The sequence below is a fragment of the Nonomuraea sp. NPDC003214 genome (genome assembly GCF_053590035.1).
Window position 1 is genome coordinate 407,901 of record NZ_JBSFSX010000006.1, and the last position, 12,811, is coordinate 420,711.

Annotated in this window: 18 protein-coding genes; 11 read left to right on the forward strand and 7 right to left on the reverse strand. The window is 73.4% G+C overall.

Annotation, left to right across the window (positions count from 1 at the left end; translation table 11 throughout):
* The first annotated feature begins 11 nt into the window (after positions 1–11).
* The 5 genes from ACWDXC_RS20975 (at position 12) to ACWDXC_RS20995 (ending at position 3,374) form a co-directional block, all read left to right on the forward strand.
* A complete protein-coding gene (locus ACWDXC_RS20975) occupies positions 12–578 on the forward strand; it encodes a redoxin domain-containing protein (RefSeq protein WP_449984342.1) in 567 nt (188 codons plus the stop codon).
* 7 nt (positions 579–585) lie between these two features.
* Positions 586–1,446 (forward strand): cytochrome c biogenesis CcdA family protein, encoded by an 861-nt coding sequence (locus tag ACWDXC_RS20980; protein ID WP_449984344.1) that lies wholly within the window; start codon positions 586–588, stop codon positions 1,444–1,446.
* A gap of 44 nt (positions 1,447–1,490) precedes the next feature.
* Positions 1,491–1,841 (forward strand): PadR family transcriptional regulator, encoded by a 351-nt coding sequence (locus ACWDXC_RS20985; RefSeq protein WP_449984790.1) that lies wholly within the window; start codon positions 1,491–1,493, stop codon positions 1,839–1,841.
* Entirely contained in the window at positions 1,838–2,857 is a 1,020-nt protein-coding gene (locus tag ACWDXC_RS20990) for a hypothetical protein (RefSeq protein ID WP_449984347.1), read from the forward strand. The genes ACWDXC_RS20985 and ACWDXC_RS20990 overlap by 4 nt, the downstream gene beginning before the upstream one ends.
* A 118-nt stretch (positions 2,858–2,975) precedes the next feature.
* Entirely contained in the window at positions 2,976–3,374 is a 399-nt protein-coding gene (locus tag ACWDXC_RS20995) for a DUF6223 family protein (protein ID WP_449984350.1), read from the forward strand.
* Here ACWDXC_RS20995 and ACWDXC_RS21000 read toward each other — a convergent pair.
* The 3 genes from ACWDXC_RS21000 to ACWDXC_RS21010 all read right to left on the reverse strand — a co-directional run bounded on the left by ACWDXC_RS21000 (position 3,350) and on the right by ACWDXC_RS21010 (position 5,530).
* A complete protein-coding gene (locus tag ACWDXC_RS21000; RefSeq protein ID WP_449984353.1) occupies positions 3,350–3,655 on the reverse strand; it encodes a hypothetical protein in 306 nt (101 codons plus the stop codon). The two genes, ACWDXC_RS20995 and ACWDXC_RS21000, sit on opposite strands and share 25 nt — an antisense overlap.
* A gap of 98 nt (positions 3,656–3,753) precedes the next feature.
* On the reverse strand, positions 3,754–5,010 hold the full coding sequence (locus ACWDXC_RS21005) for an MFS transporter (protein WP_449984355.1): 1,257 nt from the start codon (positions 5,008–5,010) through the stop codon (positions 3,754–3,756).
* Between the two features lie 94 nt (positions 5,011–5,104).
* Positions 5,105–5,530 carry an N-acetyltransferase family protein gene (locus tag ACWDXC_RS21010; protein ID WP_449984358.1) on the reverse strand — a complete coding sequence of 142 codons (426 nt, stop codon included), beginning with the start codon at positions 5,528–5,530 and terminating at the stop codon, positions 5,105–5,107.
* 129 nt (positions 5,531–5,659) lie between these two features.
* Here ACWDXC_RS21010 and ACWDXC_RS21015 point away from each other — a divergent pair, with 129 nt between their 5' ends.
* Positions 5,660–6,166 (forward strand): MBL fold metallo-hydrolase, encoded by a 507-nt coding sequence (locus ACWDXC_RS21015; RefSeq protein ID WP_449984361.1) that lies wholly within the window; start codon positions 5,660–5,662, stop codon positions 6,164–6,166.
* Positions 6,167–6,191: 25 nt separating this feature from the next.
* On the forward strand, positions 6,192–6,332 hold the full coding sequence (locus ACWDXC_RS21020) for a hypothetical protein (protein WP_449984364.1): 141 nt from the start codon (positions 6,192–6,194) through the stop codon (positions 6,330–6,332).
* A 12-nt stretch (positions 6,333–6,344) separates the two neighbouring features.
* Here ACWDXC_RS21020 and ACWDXC_RS21025 read toward each other — a convergent pair whose 3' ends face one another.
* Positions 6,345–6,947: a TetR/AcrR family transcriptional regulator gene (locus ACWDXC_RS21025; RefSeq protein ID WP_449984367.1), complete on the reverse strand. Its 603-nt coding sequence runs from the start codon at positions 6,945–6,947 to the stop codon at positions 6,345–6,347.
* A gap of 93 nt (positions 6,948–7,040) precedes the next feature.
* Here ACWDXC_RS21025 and ACWDXC_RS21030 point away from each other — a divergent pair, with 93 nt between their 5' ends.
* Positions 7,041–8,579, forward strand: a complete 1,539-nt coding sequence (locus ACWDXC_RS21030) for an MFS transporter (RefSeq protein ID WP_449984370.1) — start codon at positions 7,041–7,043, stop codon at positions 8,577–8,579.
* On the opposite strand, the gene ACWDXC_RS21035 is transcribed toward ACWDXC_RS21030, so the two are convergent.
* The 3 genes from ACWDXC_RS21035 to ACWDXC_RS21045 are packed head-to-tail and all read right to left on the reverse strand — an operon-like array spanning position 8,548 to position 9,555.
* Entirely contained in the window at positions 8,548–8,874 is a 327-nt protein-coding gene (locus tag ACWDXC_RS21035; protein ID WP_449984373.1) for a DUF1048 domain-containing protein, read from the reverse strand. The genes ACWDXC_RS21030 and ACWDXC_RS21035 overlap by 32 nt on opposite strands.
* A 1-nt stretch (position 8,875) precedes the next feature.
* Positions 8,876–9,232 (reverse strand): DUF1048 domain-containing protein, encoded by a 357-nt coding sequence (locus ACWDXC_RS21040; RefSeq protein ID WP_449984376.1) that lies wholly within the window; start codon positions 9,230–9,232, stop codon positions 8,876–8,878.
* Positions 9,229–9,555 (reverse strand): PadR family transcriptional regulator, encoded by a 327-nt coding sequence (locus ACWDXC_RS21045; protein WP_219509477.1) that lies wholly within the window; start codon positions 9,553–9,555, stop codon positions 9,229–9,231. Before ACWDXC_RS21045 ends, ACWDXC_RS21040 begins: the two co-directional genes overlap by 4 nt.
* 151 nt (positions 9,556–9,706) lie before the next feature.
* Between ACWDXC_RS21045 and ACWDXC_RS21050 the strand changes: the two genes are divergently transcribed.
* The 3 genes from ACWDXC_RS21050 to ACWDXC_RS21060 all read left to right on the forward strand — a co-directional run bounded on the left by ACWDXC_RS21050 (position 9,707) and on the right by ACWDXC_RS21060 (position 12,808).
* The gene (locus ACWDXC_RS21050) at positions 9,707–10,645 is read left to right on the forward strand and encodes a winged helix-turn-helix transcriptional regulator (protein WP_449984380.1); all 939 of its coding nucleotides are present in this window, start codon (positions 9,707–9,709) and stop codon (positions 10,643–10,645) included.
* Between the two features lie 125 nt (positions 10,646–10,770).
* Positions 10,771–12,036, forward strand: a complete 1,266-nt coding sequence (gene eno, locus ACWDXC_RS21055; protein ID WP_449984382.1) for a phosphopyruvate hydratase — start codon at positions 10,771–10,773, stop codon at positions 12,034–12,036.
* A 64-nt stretch (positions 12,037–12,100) separates the two neighbouring features.
* The gene (locus tag ACWDXC_RS21060; protein WP_449984385.1) at positions 12,101–12,808 is read left to right on the forward strand and encodes a YqjF family protein; all 708 of its coding nucleotides are present in this window, start codon (positions 12,101–12,103) and stop codon (positions 12,806–12,808) included.
* Positions 12,809–12,811: the final 3 nt, after the last annotated feature.

The window sequence follows — 12,811 nt, forward strand, 5'->3', positions numbered from 1 at the left end:
GGGTGACCGGCATGAGCAACGTGCGAAGCGCGGCCGCCGCGCTGGCGGCGCTCGCCCTGCTGGCCGCCGCGTGCGGCACCGGCATGCGGGACGAGCCCGGAGACATGGGGGGCACCACCAAGACCTCAGCCCCGGCGGCCTCCCCCGCCGGGCCCGGGAGCGCGTCCTCGGCGCCCGCCGCGTTACGCTTCGACGCCCGGACGCTGGACGGCGAGCCGTTCGAGGGTGAGAGCCTGGCGGGCAGGCCCGTCGCGTTCTGGTTCTGGGCGCCGTGGTGCCCCAAGTGCCTGTCGGACGCGCCCGCCGTCAAGGCCGCCGCCGCCCGGCACGGCGACGTCACGGTCGTCGGGGTCGCCGGCCTGGACACCGAGGCGGCGATGAAGCAGTTCGTCCGGCGCACGGGGACCGGTGACCTCGTGCACCTGTCCGACGCCGAAGGGGCGCTCTGGACGAAGCTCGGCGTCAGTGAGCAGTCCACCTTCGTGTTCATGAGACCGGACGGCTCCACGGAGAAGGTCACCGGCCCGCTCGGCCAGGACAAGCTGGAGACCCACCTGCGCGCCCTGGCCACCCGGTAGCCCGGCCGTGACCCTGTCCTCGCCCCTGTCCTCGTCCCTGTCCGAGGCGCCGCTGGCCCTGGCGCTCACCGCCGGGATGGTGGCCGCGTTCAATCCCTGCGGCTTCGCCATGCTGCCGGCCTACCTCACGCTGCTGATCACCGGCCGCAGCGCCGCGCCCGTACGCCAGGCGCTGGTCCTCGCGGCGGCGATGACCGCCGGGTTCGTCACGATCTTCGGCCTGTTCGGGCTGGTCGTGACCGTGCTGGCGGTGTCGGTGGGCGGGCGGCTGCCGTGGGCGACCCTGGTCATCGGGGCGGCGCTGGCCGGGCTGGGCCTGTGGCTGCTGTCCGGCCGCGAGCTGGTGCTGCGCCTGCCGGGCCTGCCCACCGGCCGTCCCACCGCCTCGCCGCTGTCCCTGTACGGCTACGGCCTGTCGTACGCGGTGGCCTCCCTGTCGTGCACGGCCGGCCCCTTCCTGGCGGTGACCTCGGCGGCGCTGTCCGGCAGCGGCGTGGCCGGCGGGATGGCGGCCTTCACCGCGTACGCGCTGGGCATGGGGCTGATCGTCGCCGTCCTGTCGCTGGCGGTGGCGCTCGCCCGCGCCGCCGTCGTGGCCCGGCTGCGGCGCCTGCTGCCGTACGTGTCCCGGGTCAGCGGCGGCCTGCTCGCCCTCGCGGGCCTGTACGTGCTCTATTACGGCTGGTACGAGCTGCGCGTCCTCGCCGAGCAGGACGCGCGCGACCCGATCGTGGGCGCGGCGACGGAGGTGCAGGCGACCCTGGCCCGCTGGGTGGCCGAGCTCGGGCCGGGCCCGCTCCTGCTCGCGCTCGTCCTCCTGCTGGCCCTGGCGGCGGCGGCCGTGCGCAGGGCCCGCCAGAAGCCATGACCTTTCACATATCCTGCCTCGCAAGTTATGATGGTCGCGTGACTATGACCGAGCCGATGTTCCTGGCCTTGACGGCACTCCTGGACGAGCCGCGCCACGGCTACGGGATCGTGCGGGAGGTGGACCGGCTGTCCGAAGGCACCGTGCAGCTCAAGATCGGGTCGCTGTACGGGGTGCTCGACCGCCTGACCGCCGACGGCCTGGTGGAGCTCGACCACGAGGAGGCCCACTCGGGCCGCCTGCGCCGCTACTACCGCATCACCGAGCAGGGCGAGGCGGCGCTGGCGGCGGAGCTCGCCAGGCTGACCGGCACCCTCCGGCTCGCCGCCGAACGCCTCGGCGCCCGGCGGCGCGGTTTCACCATCGGCCCCTCGACCGCCGGAGGCACCGCGTGACCCTCCTGGAGGAGCGCTACCGCCTCGCCCTCAGGATGCTGCCCGCCTCCTACCGGGCCGAGCGCGAGGAGGAGATGGTCGAGGCCTTCCTCGAAGGCGCCCGCCACGCCCACGGCGAGCGCGGCACGCAGCCCGACTGGGGCGAGGTCGTCGCCATCGCCGCGCTGGCGATCAGGATCAGGGTCGGCGGCATCGGCGCCGCCCCCCGCTCCCGCGCCGTCGGCGACGCCGTCAGGCTGGCCGCCCTGCTCGGGCTGGGCTACCAGGCCGTGATCGGCTGGATCGGCCTGGCCTTCTCCGTGCAGGTGCTCGGCCCGCTGCCGGGGCAGTCGCCGGTCCTCACGCCCAGGGAGGCGGCGCCGGAGCTCGTGTCGGCGGCCGAGAGCCTGGTGTGGATCGCCGCCTTCGCCGCGCTCGCGCTCGGCAGGGTGCGGGCGGCCAAGCTCCTGGCCGGTCTGGGACTGCTGTACGTGCTGGTCATGTTCGGGGTCGACGCCTTCACCTGGCCGCGAGCGCTCGTCGACTCCGCGCCTCACCTGCTGGTCACCGTGGTGCCCGTCGCGGCCCTGCTGACCGCCTACCACCGGGACGCGCCGGTGCGGCGCTCCCCGCCGCTGACCGCCCTGCCGCTGGGCCTGACCGTCGCGTACGCCGCCGCCGTGCTCGCCGTCACCGGCCTCGGAGGCGGGACGGACACGGCGGCGGCGTGGGCTGCCGGCTGGCTCGACCCGCAGGGGGTGGCCACGGCGGCGCTCCTGGTCGCCGGCCTGGTGAGCCTGCTACGCGGGACCGCACCGGCCCGGCGGCTGGCCCTCGCCGTCGTCGCGGTGCCGCTGATGGCGGCGCGCTCCCCGCACTTCCTGATCGACGTCGCCCCGGCGCAGCCGCTCACGATCACCCTGACCGCGCAGAGCGCGGCGCTGCTGGTCCTGTGCCTGGCACTGATCGTCTCGGCCGTGCGCGCCCTGCCCCGCCCCCACGCGACGGCGCTTCCCGGACTACCGCGGACGCGGTAGATCCCGCGGCCGTACGGCATCCGCAGCAGGGAGAGATGTCTCCACCGGCGGGATGACCGGCGGCGGGGCCGGCGGACATAGTTCTGACGTCCGGTCGCGGGAAAGCGGAGGAGAATCCATGTCGGTCCTGTCGATGCTCGCCGCCCAAGCGGCCTCACCCGTCTGCACGTCCGCCGCGGAGTGCGCGGGCCAGGGGGTCGACACCTTCCTCGGCACCCCGCAGCGCGTCTGGGCCAGCGTGGCGGCGCTGGTCTCGCTGGCCGGCGTGATCGCCGGCCTGCCGGCCCCGCGCTCCGCCCGCCGATCGGGCGGCGGGCGGAGGAGAGCCGTCGCGGCCCTGGTCCTCGGGCTGACCGGCGGGCTCAACGGCGCGGCGAACCTGGCCGTCGCCGACGGCGGGCTCGGCACCGGCAACGGCGTGTTCGGCGGAGCCGTCGCCCTGACCCTCGGACTGGCGGGCGCGGCCCTCGGCGGACTGGCCCTGAGGCGAGGTCAGGGGATGTACATGAGGAAGTAGTAACCGGCCGCCCGGTACCGGTCCTGGTACCACCGGCAGGGGGCGAGCCCGGTGTACTGGCCGTTCATGGCGGCGTCCTCGAAGGCCACCTCGCAGGCGGCCAGGGTGTCGTAGCGGCTGGACCAGTACCAGTCCGGCGGCACCGGCGCGAGGGCGTGGCCTCCGGCCGAGGCCGGCGTGGTCTCGGCCGCGGAAGCGGAGGCGGGCGCCGCCCCGGCCAGCACGGCGGCGCCCAGCGCCGCCGCGACCAGGGCTGCGCCGGACAAGCTGCGGATCTTCACGGAGGCTCCTCACGGTCGGGTGGGAGAACACCTTCAGATCAGCACCGATCGCCGGGCACGGGGAGCCCTCGCTTTTCCATACTTCGGCTGTATGGGGCTCAGGTGAGGTCGGTGCTGGGGGCGGGCCGAGGTGTCGCGTGCAGGGCCGGGCCCGGGAGGTGACGTTCGAGGCGGAGGGTGCCGGCGATCGCGACGCCGTTCAGGGCCGAGAGCACCAGGAACGGCGCCGCGTGGTCGAGGTCGAACAGGGTGGCGAAGAGGACCGGGGCGAGGATCTCCGCCGCGACGAAGGAGTACTGGAACACCGCCAGGTAGCGGCCGCGGGCGTGCGGCAGTGCGAGGGTGGCCGCGAGGGCCATGGAGGCGGGCGCGTGCATGATCTCGGCGACGGTGAACAGGAAGGTCGCCGCGACGAGCGCCGCGATCGCCCACCGGCCCGGGTCCGGGGTGAGGGCGGCGAGGGACAGGCTCCAGCAGGCCCACAGGCCCGCCGCGGCGCACAGGACGCGGGTGCGGCGGCAGGGGGCGAGGCGCCTGGTGATCGCGCCGCCGAGGGCGAAGATGAGGATCGCGTTGCCCGCCAGCACGGCCGAGGTCAGCCAGGCGGGGCCGCGCAACGCCGTCTGCACGAAGGTCGGGAGCGCGAGCCCGAGCATGAGGGTGGACAGGGCGAAGACGACGTTCAGCGCGGTCAGCCCCAGGAACACCCGGTCACCGGCGAGCTCGCGGTAACCGGCGGCCGGTGCGTCCGGCGCGGCCGGGCCGGGGCGGCGGGGAAGGCGGAGCAGGGCGGCCAGGGCGAGCGCGGCCAGCAGGAAGCAGGCGGAGGACGCCCAGGCGACCGCGTGGTAGGCGGCGGGGCGGCCGTCGGTGACGAGCAGGCCGGTGACGAACCCGCCGACGCCGATCCCCACGGTTCTGGCGATGTTGGCCCGCGCGTACCACAGATCCTTGCCCGTGGAAGCACGGTGATCGGCATAGTCGGCGATGAGTGTGAAGATCGACGACCAGTAGAGCCTGACGCCGAGCGCGCCCACCGAGGCGGCCAGGAAGATCCCGATCGGCTCGCTGACCCACACGTAGGCGAGAAAGGACGCGGCCTGAAGGACCTGCGCGCCGATCACCGGCGTGCGCGACCCGTACCGGTCGGCGAGGACCCCGGCCCACAGCGGGACGGGGATCGTGAGCACGTTGGCCACGCCGAGCAGAACCCCGAGCACGGGCAGGGGGACGTGGGACAGCGTGGTGAAGTACACGATCGACAGCGGCATGAACAGCCCGCTGCCGATCGAGGCGAGCAGAAGGGAGGCCACGAGCGCGACGGCGCCACGGCTCGACGAAGACAGGGAGGGCATGACGGAGCCTCGGATTTCAGCACAGGAGGTCGGGGTTTCCGCTCAGGGGAAGGCCGACCCGCGCTAGACATCCATCAGAGGCATGCCGCAGATCTTACCGCTCGGCTCCCCCGCCGGGCGGGGTGAGCGCGACCTGGTAGACGATGAAGCCACGGTGATCGGCCACCTGGTCGTACAGGCGGCGGGCGGTGGCGTTCGTGTCCTGGGTGTGCCAGTAGAGGCGCCCGCATCCGGCCTCGGCCGCCCACTCCCGCACCGCGCCGATCAGCGCCCGCGCCACGCCCTTGCCCCTGGCCGCCGGGGCGGTGAAGAGGTCCTGCAGGTAGCAGGAGTCGACCCCGGGCGCCGAGGTGTTGGGATGGGACAGGAAGTGCGCGATGCCGACCAGCGCGCCGTCCATGCGGGCGCCCAGAGCGTGTACGCCCGCGCCGTCCTGGAATCTGCGCCACGCCTGCTCGTACATGGACGCGGGCTCGTCCGCCCGTAGAAGGCGAGGTAGTCGCGGAACAGGGCTTCCCAACCGGCTCTTTCACCGGCTGACAGCGGCCCGATGTCGATCATCCGTACACGATAGGGACGGAGGCGGCCGCCAGGGCATGACCACTTGCGCGCGTAATGGGAGAACCACCACCGCGGCGGTGAGAGGTTGGTGCCGCTGTACTGCCCGCCCGGGGTCCTCGACCGGCTGGCCGGGCTGGAGCCCGACGTGGACCTGCGCACCGTCTTCGACCCGCGCCCCCTGCCCGGCCACCACCGGGCAGGCCCCTTCGCGCTCACCGGGACCCTGCTGCCGCACTGGGTCGACAACGCGGGCATCCGGCTGGAGGCGGACGGCACGGCCATCGCCTACTCGGGCGACACCGGCCCCACTCCCCTGCTGGCCGCCCTGGGCCGGGACGCGGACCTGTTCATCGTCGAGGCCACCGACCGGCCGGGCGAGCGCGAACGCCCGGACCTCAACCTGATGACCGCAGCCGAAGCCGGCCTGTGGGCACGGCGTGCACATGCGCGCCGGCTCATGCTGACGCACTTCTGGCCCGGCAACGACCGGACCGCCGCTCTACAGGCAGCCGGGACGACCTTCCCCGGCGAGATCCTGATCGCGGACGAGGACCTCACCATCCCCCTGGGCCGCCCCGCCCGGGGTACCGCATGAATGAGTCCAGAAAGGTGGCCTGGGGATGCGCGGAAGCCTGGAGGGAGAGACCGATCCTCACGGCGAGGTTCAGGTCGCGGCCGTCGACCTCGTGAGCGGCAAGGTGGGGTTCCGCCTGCCCATCCTCTCGGTTGATCATCTGAGGGCCGGGGACGGCGAGGCGTAGGGCGCCGGCGGCTCAGTCGTACAGGTCGGCGACGGCTGTCAGGAGCTGGGCGCGGGCGGTGGGGGCGGGGGTGACGCCGGTCAGCACGTAGGCGGCCAGTCCTTCGGCCAGCGCCACCAGGGTGAGCGCCGTGGTGTGCGGGTCGAGGGCGGCGGGGACGCGTCCGGCTTGCTGGTCGCGGGTGATGAGGTCCGCGAGCCGGCGGTGGAAGTCGGCGTACAGGACGCGCAGGCGGGCGGCGATGGCCTCCTCGGCGAAGGCGAAGGCGTGGAAGGACTGCCGGACGCGCATGTGCGCCTCGGTGGCGGCGTCGTACGGGATGAGCTCGCCCAGCACCGTGGTGAGCACCAGGCGTGGCTCGGCGGCCTGCAGGTCGGCGCCGGCCTTGGCGTGGATGCGGGCGCTGGACAGGTCGTTGCCGCGTTCGAAGGCGGCTTCCAGGAGTTGCCGCTTGGCGGGGAAGTAGTGCTGTACGCGGCCGGGTGAGATGCCCGCCTGGGCGGCCACCTCGGTGAGGGAGACGGCGGCGAGGCCGCGTTCGGCGACGATGGCGAGCACGGCGTCGGCGATCTCCGCGCGGCGTTGCTCGTGGTGCGCTCCCGGTCCCCGGCCCATGCGTCCTCCCTGGCTTTCCCATGTGGTCACATCGGATTATATGCTGGAGGCGCCGTAATCCGATGTGATCACATTGCGATAGGAGGAGGGCCGGTGCCGGTCGTGCTGGCGGTGCTGTGCGCGGCGCAGTTCATGGTGGTGCTGGACGTGTCCGTGGTGAACGTCGCGCTGCCGTCCATTCAGCGGGCGCTCGGCTTCGACGCGGCGCACCTGGCGTGGGTGGGCAACGCGTACGCGCTGACCTTCGGCGGGCTGTTGCTGCTCGGCGGGCGGCTGGCCGATCTGTACGGACACCGGCGCGTGTTCGCCGCCGGGCTGGTGGTGTTCACCGTCGCCGGCCTGGGCGGCGGGCTGGCGGAGACGCCGGGCTGGCTGATCGCGGCCCGGGCCGGTCAGGGGGTGGGGGCGGCGGTGCTGGCCCCGGCCACGCTCACGATCCTGACGTCCGCCTTCCCCGAGGGCGCGCGGCGCACGCGCGCGATCGCCGTGTGGACGGCGGTGAGCCTGGCCGGTGGCACGACGGGCAACCTGGTCGGCGGGGCGCTGACGGAGTTCCTGTCCTGGCGCTGGACCCTGCTGATCAACGTGCCGATCGGGCTCGCCTGCCTGGTCGCGACCCGCCGGCTCGCGCCCGGCCCCGACCGGCACGACGGGCAGGGCGAGCGCGACGCGCAGGGCGGGCGCGGCGGGCGCGGTGGGCGGCGGCTGGACGTACTCGGCGCGGTGCTGGCCACCGGCGGGCTGGCCGCGCTGGCCTATGGCCTGTCGGGCGGCCTGCCCGACGCGCCCGCCGGCGCCCCCGCCGCCACGCCCGCCGCCACCCCCGCCGCCCTCGCCTTCGCTCCTGCCGTCTCGCTCGTCGCCGTGTTCGGCGGGGTCGTGCTGCTGGGGCTGTTCGCGCTGGTCGAGGTGCGCGTGGCGCGGGCGCCGCTGGTCCCGCCGTCGCTGCTGCGGCCGAGGGCGATCTGGCTGGGCAACGTGACGATGCTGCTGGCCGGGGCGTGCCTGAACCCGATGTGGTACTTCCTGACCTTGTCGCTGCAGAACGTCCTCGGGTACGGGCCGTTGCTGACCGGGCTGGCGTTCCTGCCGCACACCGTGCTGACCATGCTCGTCGGCCTGCGCCTGACCCCGTGGCTGATGCGCCGTGTCGATCATCGCGTGCTCATCGCCGCCGGGGCGCTGGCCGGCGCTGCGGGGTTCTGGTGGCAGAGCGGCATCGCCCCCGGCCAGGACTACCTGACGGCCGTCCTCGGCCCGGCCGTACTGATCTCGCTCGGCGGCGGCCTGCTGAACACGCCGCTGACCGTCATGGTCACCTCGGGGGTCGCCCCGGCCGACGCGGGAGCGGCCTCCGGGCTGCTGAACACCGCCAAGCAGGTCGGCGGCGCGCTCGGCCTGGCGGCTCTGGTCGCGCTGACGGCGGCACCGGGCGGCGGCCCGGCACCGGCGCACGTGCCGGCCGCCGGCTACGGGGACGCGTTCGCCGCCATCGCCGTGGTGCTGACCGCCGTCGCCGTCCTGGCGGTGGCGCTGCCGCGGCGGCGCGACGGCACCCCGGCCGCGTCCGGGGAGTCCGAGACGTCCGGGGAGTCCGGTGTCACTTCTCCGCCGGGCCGGACTTTCCCTTGATCGACTGCTGGTAGAGGTCGGCGTACGTGGGCGAGTCCTTGATCAGGTCGTCGCAGAACGCGGCGACGTCGTCACCGATGAGTTCCAGGACGCCCTTGCCGGCGGCGACGCCCTCCTCGAAGAAGTCGACAAGCCCCGGGAGCAGGGAGCCGTCGAGCAGGCCGACCGGTCCGACCTTGAAGTAGTAGCGCTGGATCTCCTTGTAGACGATCTCGTAGTCCGGCGGGAGCGCCTTGACCCGCGCCATGTGGGCCCGCCATTGCCTCTTGCCTTCGAGGATGTCCCGGATGCCCATGTCAGCCTCCCAACCGGCCCAGTTTGCGGGCGACGTTCCTGTTCAACTGCTCGCGCCACCGGTCGCGGTAGGTCCGGCCGCCCTTCCCTCCGGCCAGCGCCGCGCAGAAGCCGGCGATGTCGTCGCCCAGCACCTCGTGCACGCTCTGGCCGTCGGCCGCCGTCTCTTCGAGCAGCCCGAGGGCGCTGTCGAAGATCGGCATCAGGTTCCGGCCGGTGAAGTCGGAGTAGAGGACGAGGTGGCCCTTCATCTCCTCCCACGCCGCCTGGTGGTCGGCGGGCAGTTTCCGGGCCCGGGTCTCGAACTCCTTCCATTCCCTGGTGAGATCGCTGCCTGTCACGGTCTCCCAGAAGTTCATGTCCCGCCCTCCTTGAGCTTGTCGATTCGGGAGGTGATGTACTCCCATTTCGCCCAGAACGTCGCGAGCTCTTCGCGTCCCGCGTCGTTGAGCGCGTAGAACTTGCGCGGCGGGCCCAGCCCGGACGGTCGTTTCGTGACCTGGACGAGCCCCTTCTTCTCCAGTCGCAGCAGGATGGTGTAAACCGTCCCCTCGACGACGTCGGCGAACCCGAGTTCGTTCAGCCGTCGCGTGATGGCGTACCCGTAGGTCTCCTCGCTGCCGATGATCTCGAGCACGCAGCCCTCCAGCGTGCCCTTCAGCATCTCCGTCAGGTCGTCCATCCTGGCCCTCTTCGTTCTCGGTACTCTGTAGCACCGAGTACCACTATACAGCATCACAGAGTAGTGCGGCGGGACCCGGTGGGTTTCGCTTCGATACCTACACTGGAGCGAGTGTCGCCGCACGGCGCGGTGATCGGCAAGGAGACGGGCAGTGTCACGACAGGTGCGGGAGCAGGACGCCGTGTGCGCGATCGCACAGGGTGCGGCCGTGGTCGGCGAATGGTGGAGCCTCCTGCTCGTGCGGGAGGTCATCCGCGGCCGGCGCCGCTTCGACGACCTGCACGCTGAGCTGGGCATCTCCCGCCGGGTGCTCGCCGAGCGGCTCAAGCACCTGCTCGACCACGGCGTGCTGGAGCGCCGCCCCTACCAGCAGCGGCCGACCCGGTACGAGTACCACCTGACCGACGCCGGCCGGGCGCTGGCGCCCGTGCTGATCGGCCTGCAGGACTGGGCGGACCGGTTCGTCCTCGGCGACGGCTCCGTCACCGGCGACGCCGCCCCCGGCAGCCCCCAGACCGACCGGCTGCACACGCTCGTCGGCTCCCGGGTGCCCGCCCCGCTGCGCCTGCCCGCGACGGGCGGCGGCGAGCTGGACGTCGTGGCCGGCGACGCGCCCGTCACCGTCGTCTTCACCTACCCGGCCACCGGCACCCCGGGCCCGCTGCCGGCAAACTGGTCGCAGATCCCCGGCGCGGCCGGCTGCACGCTGGAGAACCGGCTGTTCCGCGACTCCGCCGCCGCCTTCGCCGACGCCGGGATCGCCCTTCGCGGGGTGAGCACCCAGGACCCGGACGAGCAGCAGGCCTTCGCCGAGGCCGAGGACCTCCCCTTCCCCCTTCTGTCCGACGCCGAGCTCGCCCTGTGCGCGGCCCTGCGGCTGCCCACCTTCCGGGCCGGTCAGGCCCTGCGCCTCAAGCGGGCCGTCGTCGTCGTCGACTCCGCCCGGACGATCCGCCACGTCCGCTATCCGATCACCGACATTCCCGGCGCGGTGGAGGAGGCCCTCCGGCTCGGCGCCGAGGTGGCGGAGGAGCGGCGGGCCGCGTCCGGGGGCATGGCGCAGCGCCTGAGAGCCTCGACCCGGCGCTGACGCGCCGGCCACCCACAGCTCGGCCCCGCAGCGGAAGCGGCGAGTGGCGCTCGACGCGGCGACCGGTTAAGTTTTGCTCTGGAACTGACCGAGTTCCATACTGAAACTCATGCTGAGGGGCGAGTATGACAGCGATCGTCCGGGTGACCGGCCGGGAAATCCTTGACAGCCGCGGCAACCCGACCGTCGAGGTGGACGTGATCCTCGAGGACGGCAGCCTGGGGCGCGCGGCCATCCCGTCGGGCGCCTCGACCGGGGCCAACGAGGCCGTGGAGCTCCGCGACGGCGACCCGCGCCGCTATCACGGCAAGGGCGTACGGAAGGCGCTGGAGGCGGTCCGCACCGAGCTCGCCGATGCCGTCACCGGCATGAACGCCGAGGACCAGACGGCGATCGACGAGACGATGATCAAGCTGGACGGCACGGCGAGCAAGGCCAGGATCGGCGCGAACGCGATCCTGGGCGTCTCCCTGGCGTCGGCCCAGGCCGCGGCGGCCTCGCACCGGCTCCCGCTCTACCGCTATCTCGACGCGGACGCCGCGCTGCTGCCCCTGCCGATGATGAACATCATCAACGGCGGCGCCCACGCCGACAACCTGCTCGACTTCCAGGAGTTCATGATCGCGCCGATCGGGGCGGCCACCTTCGCCGAGGCCGTGCGCATGGGCTCGGAGGTGTTCCACACCCTGCGGGCGGCGCTGAAGGCCGCCGGGCACCACACCGGCGTCGGCGACGAGGGCGGCTTCGCGCCCGACCTGCGCTCGGCCGAGGAGGCGCTGGACTTCATCATGGCCGCGATCGAGAACACCGGTTACGTCCCCGGCACGGACGTCGCCATCACGCTCGACCCGGCGGCGTCGGAGTTCTACCGCGACGGGGCCTACGTCTACTCCGGCGAGGGCGTCACGCGGTCGGCCGACGAGCACGTCGCCTACCTCGCCGGGCTGGCCGCCGCCTACCCCGTCGTCTCGATCGAGGACCCGATGGCCCAGGACGACCTCGAGGGCTGGCAGCTCGTCACCGGCACCCTCGGCGGCGCCTGCCGGCTCGTCGGCGACGACGTCTTCTGCACCAACGCCGCCCTGCTCCGCAGCGGCATCGAGCACGGCGTCGCCAACGCGATCCTGGTCAAGGTCAACCAGATCGGCACGCTCACCGAGATGCTCACCACCGTCAGGACCGCCCACGAGGCCGGCTACGGCGTGGTGATGTCACACCGTTCGGGGGAGACCGAGGACACCGTGATCGCGGACCTGGCCGTGGCCACCGGCTGCGGCCATATCAAGACCGGCTCGCTGTCCCGGTCCGAGCGCACCGCCAAGTACAACCGGCTCATCCGGATCGAGGAGGAGCTGGGCGCGCAGGCGCGCTACGCCGGCCGCCTGCCCTGACGCCCCGACCTCGCGGCGCCCCGGGCCCGGGGTTGGACCCGGCGCCGGAGGGCAGGGGTGCGGGATGCGCGCCCCGCCGTCCCCTCACGTCACCCGGCCGGTCATGTATCACCGCTGGTCGCGGCTGACCTTCATCCACTGGCGCTATCCGGTCGCCGACGTGCGTGCGCTGCTGCCGGACGGCCTCACCCCCGAGACCTTCGACGGGACGGCGTGGGTGGGGCTGACGCCCTTTCTCATGGAGGGGGTACGGGTCCCGGGCGTGCCCGCGTTGCCGTGGCTGTCCACGTTCCCGGAGACCAACCTGCGCACGTACGTCCGCGACGCCCGCGGGCGTACGGGCCTGTGGTTCCTGTCCCTGGACGTCGCCCGGCTGCCCGCCGCGCTCGGCGGCCGGGCCGGGTACGGCCTGCCGTACTTCTGGTCGGACATGTCGGTGGACGGCGGGAGCCGCGTCCGCTACCGGTGCCGCCGCCACTGGCCGGGCGGCCCGCGCTGCGACGTCGAGGTGGAGCTGGGCGGCACCCTGACGGAGGACGAACGCGACGAGCTGGCGCACTTCCTGACCGCCCGGTTCCGGCTCTTCACGAGGGTGGCGGGCCGGACGGTCTCGGCGCCGGTGGAGCATCCGCCGTGGCCGTTGCGGCACGCGAGCCTGATCAGCCTGGAGCAGGACCTGACCCGGGCCGCGGGACTGCCGGACCCGCATGGGCCCGCCCTGCTCCACGCCTCGCCCGGGGTGCCGGTCCGGGTGGGGATGTGGCGCCCGTGACCG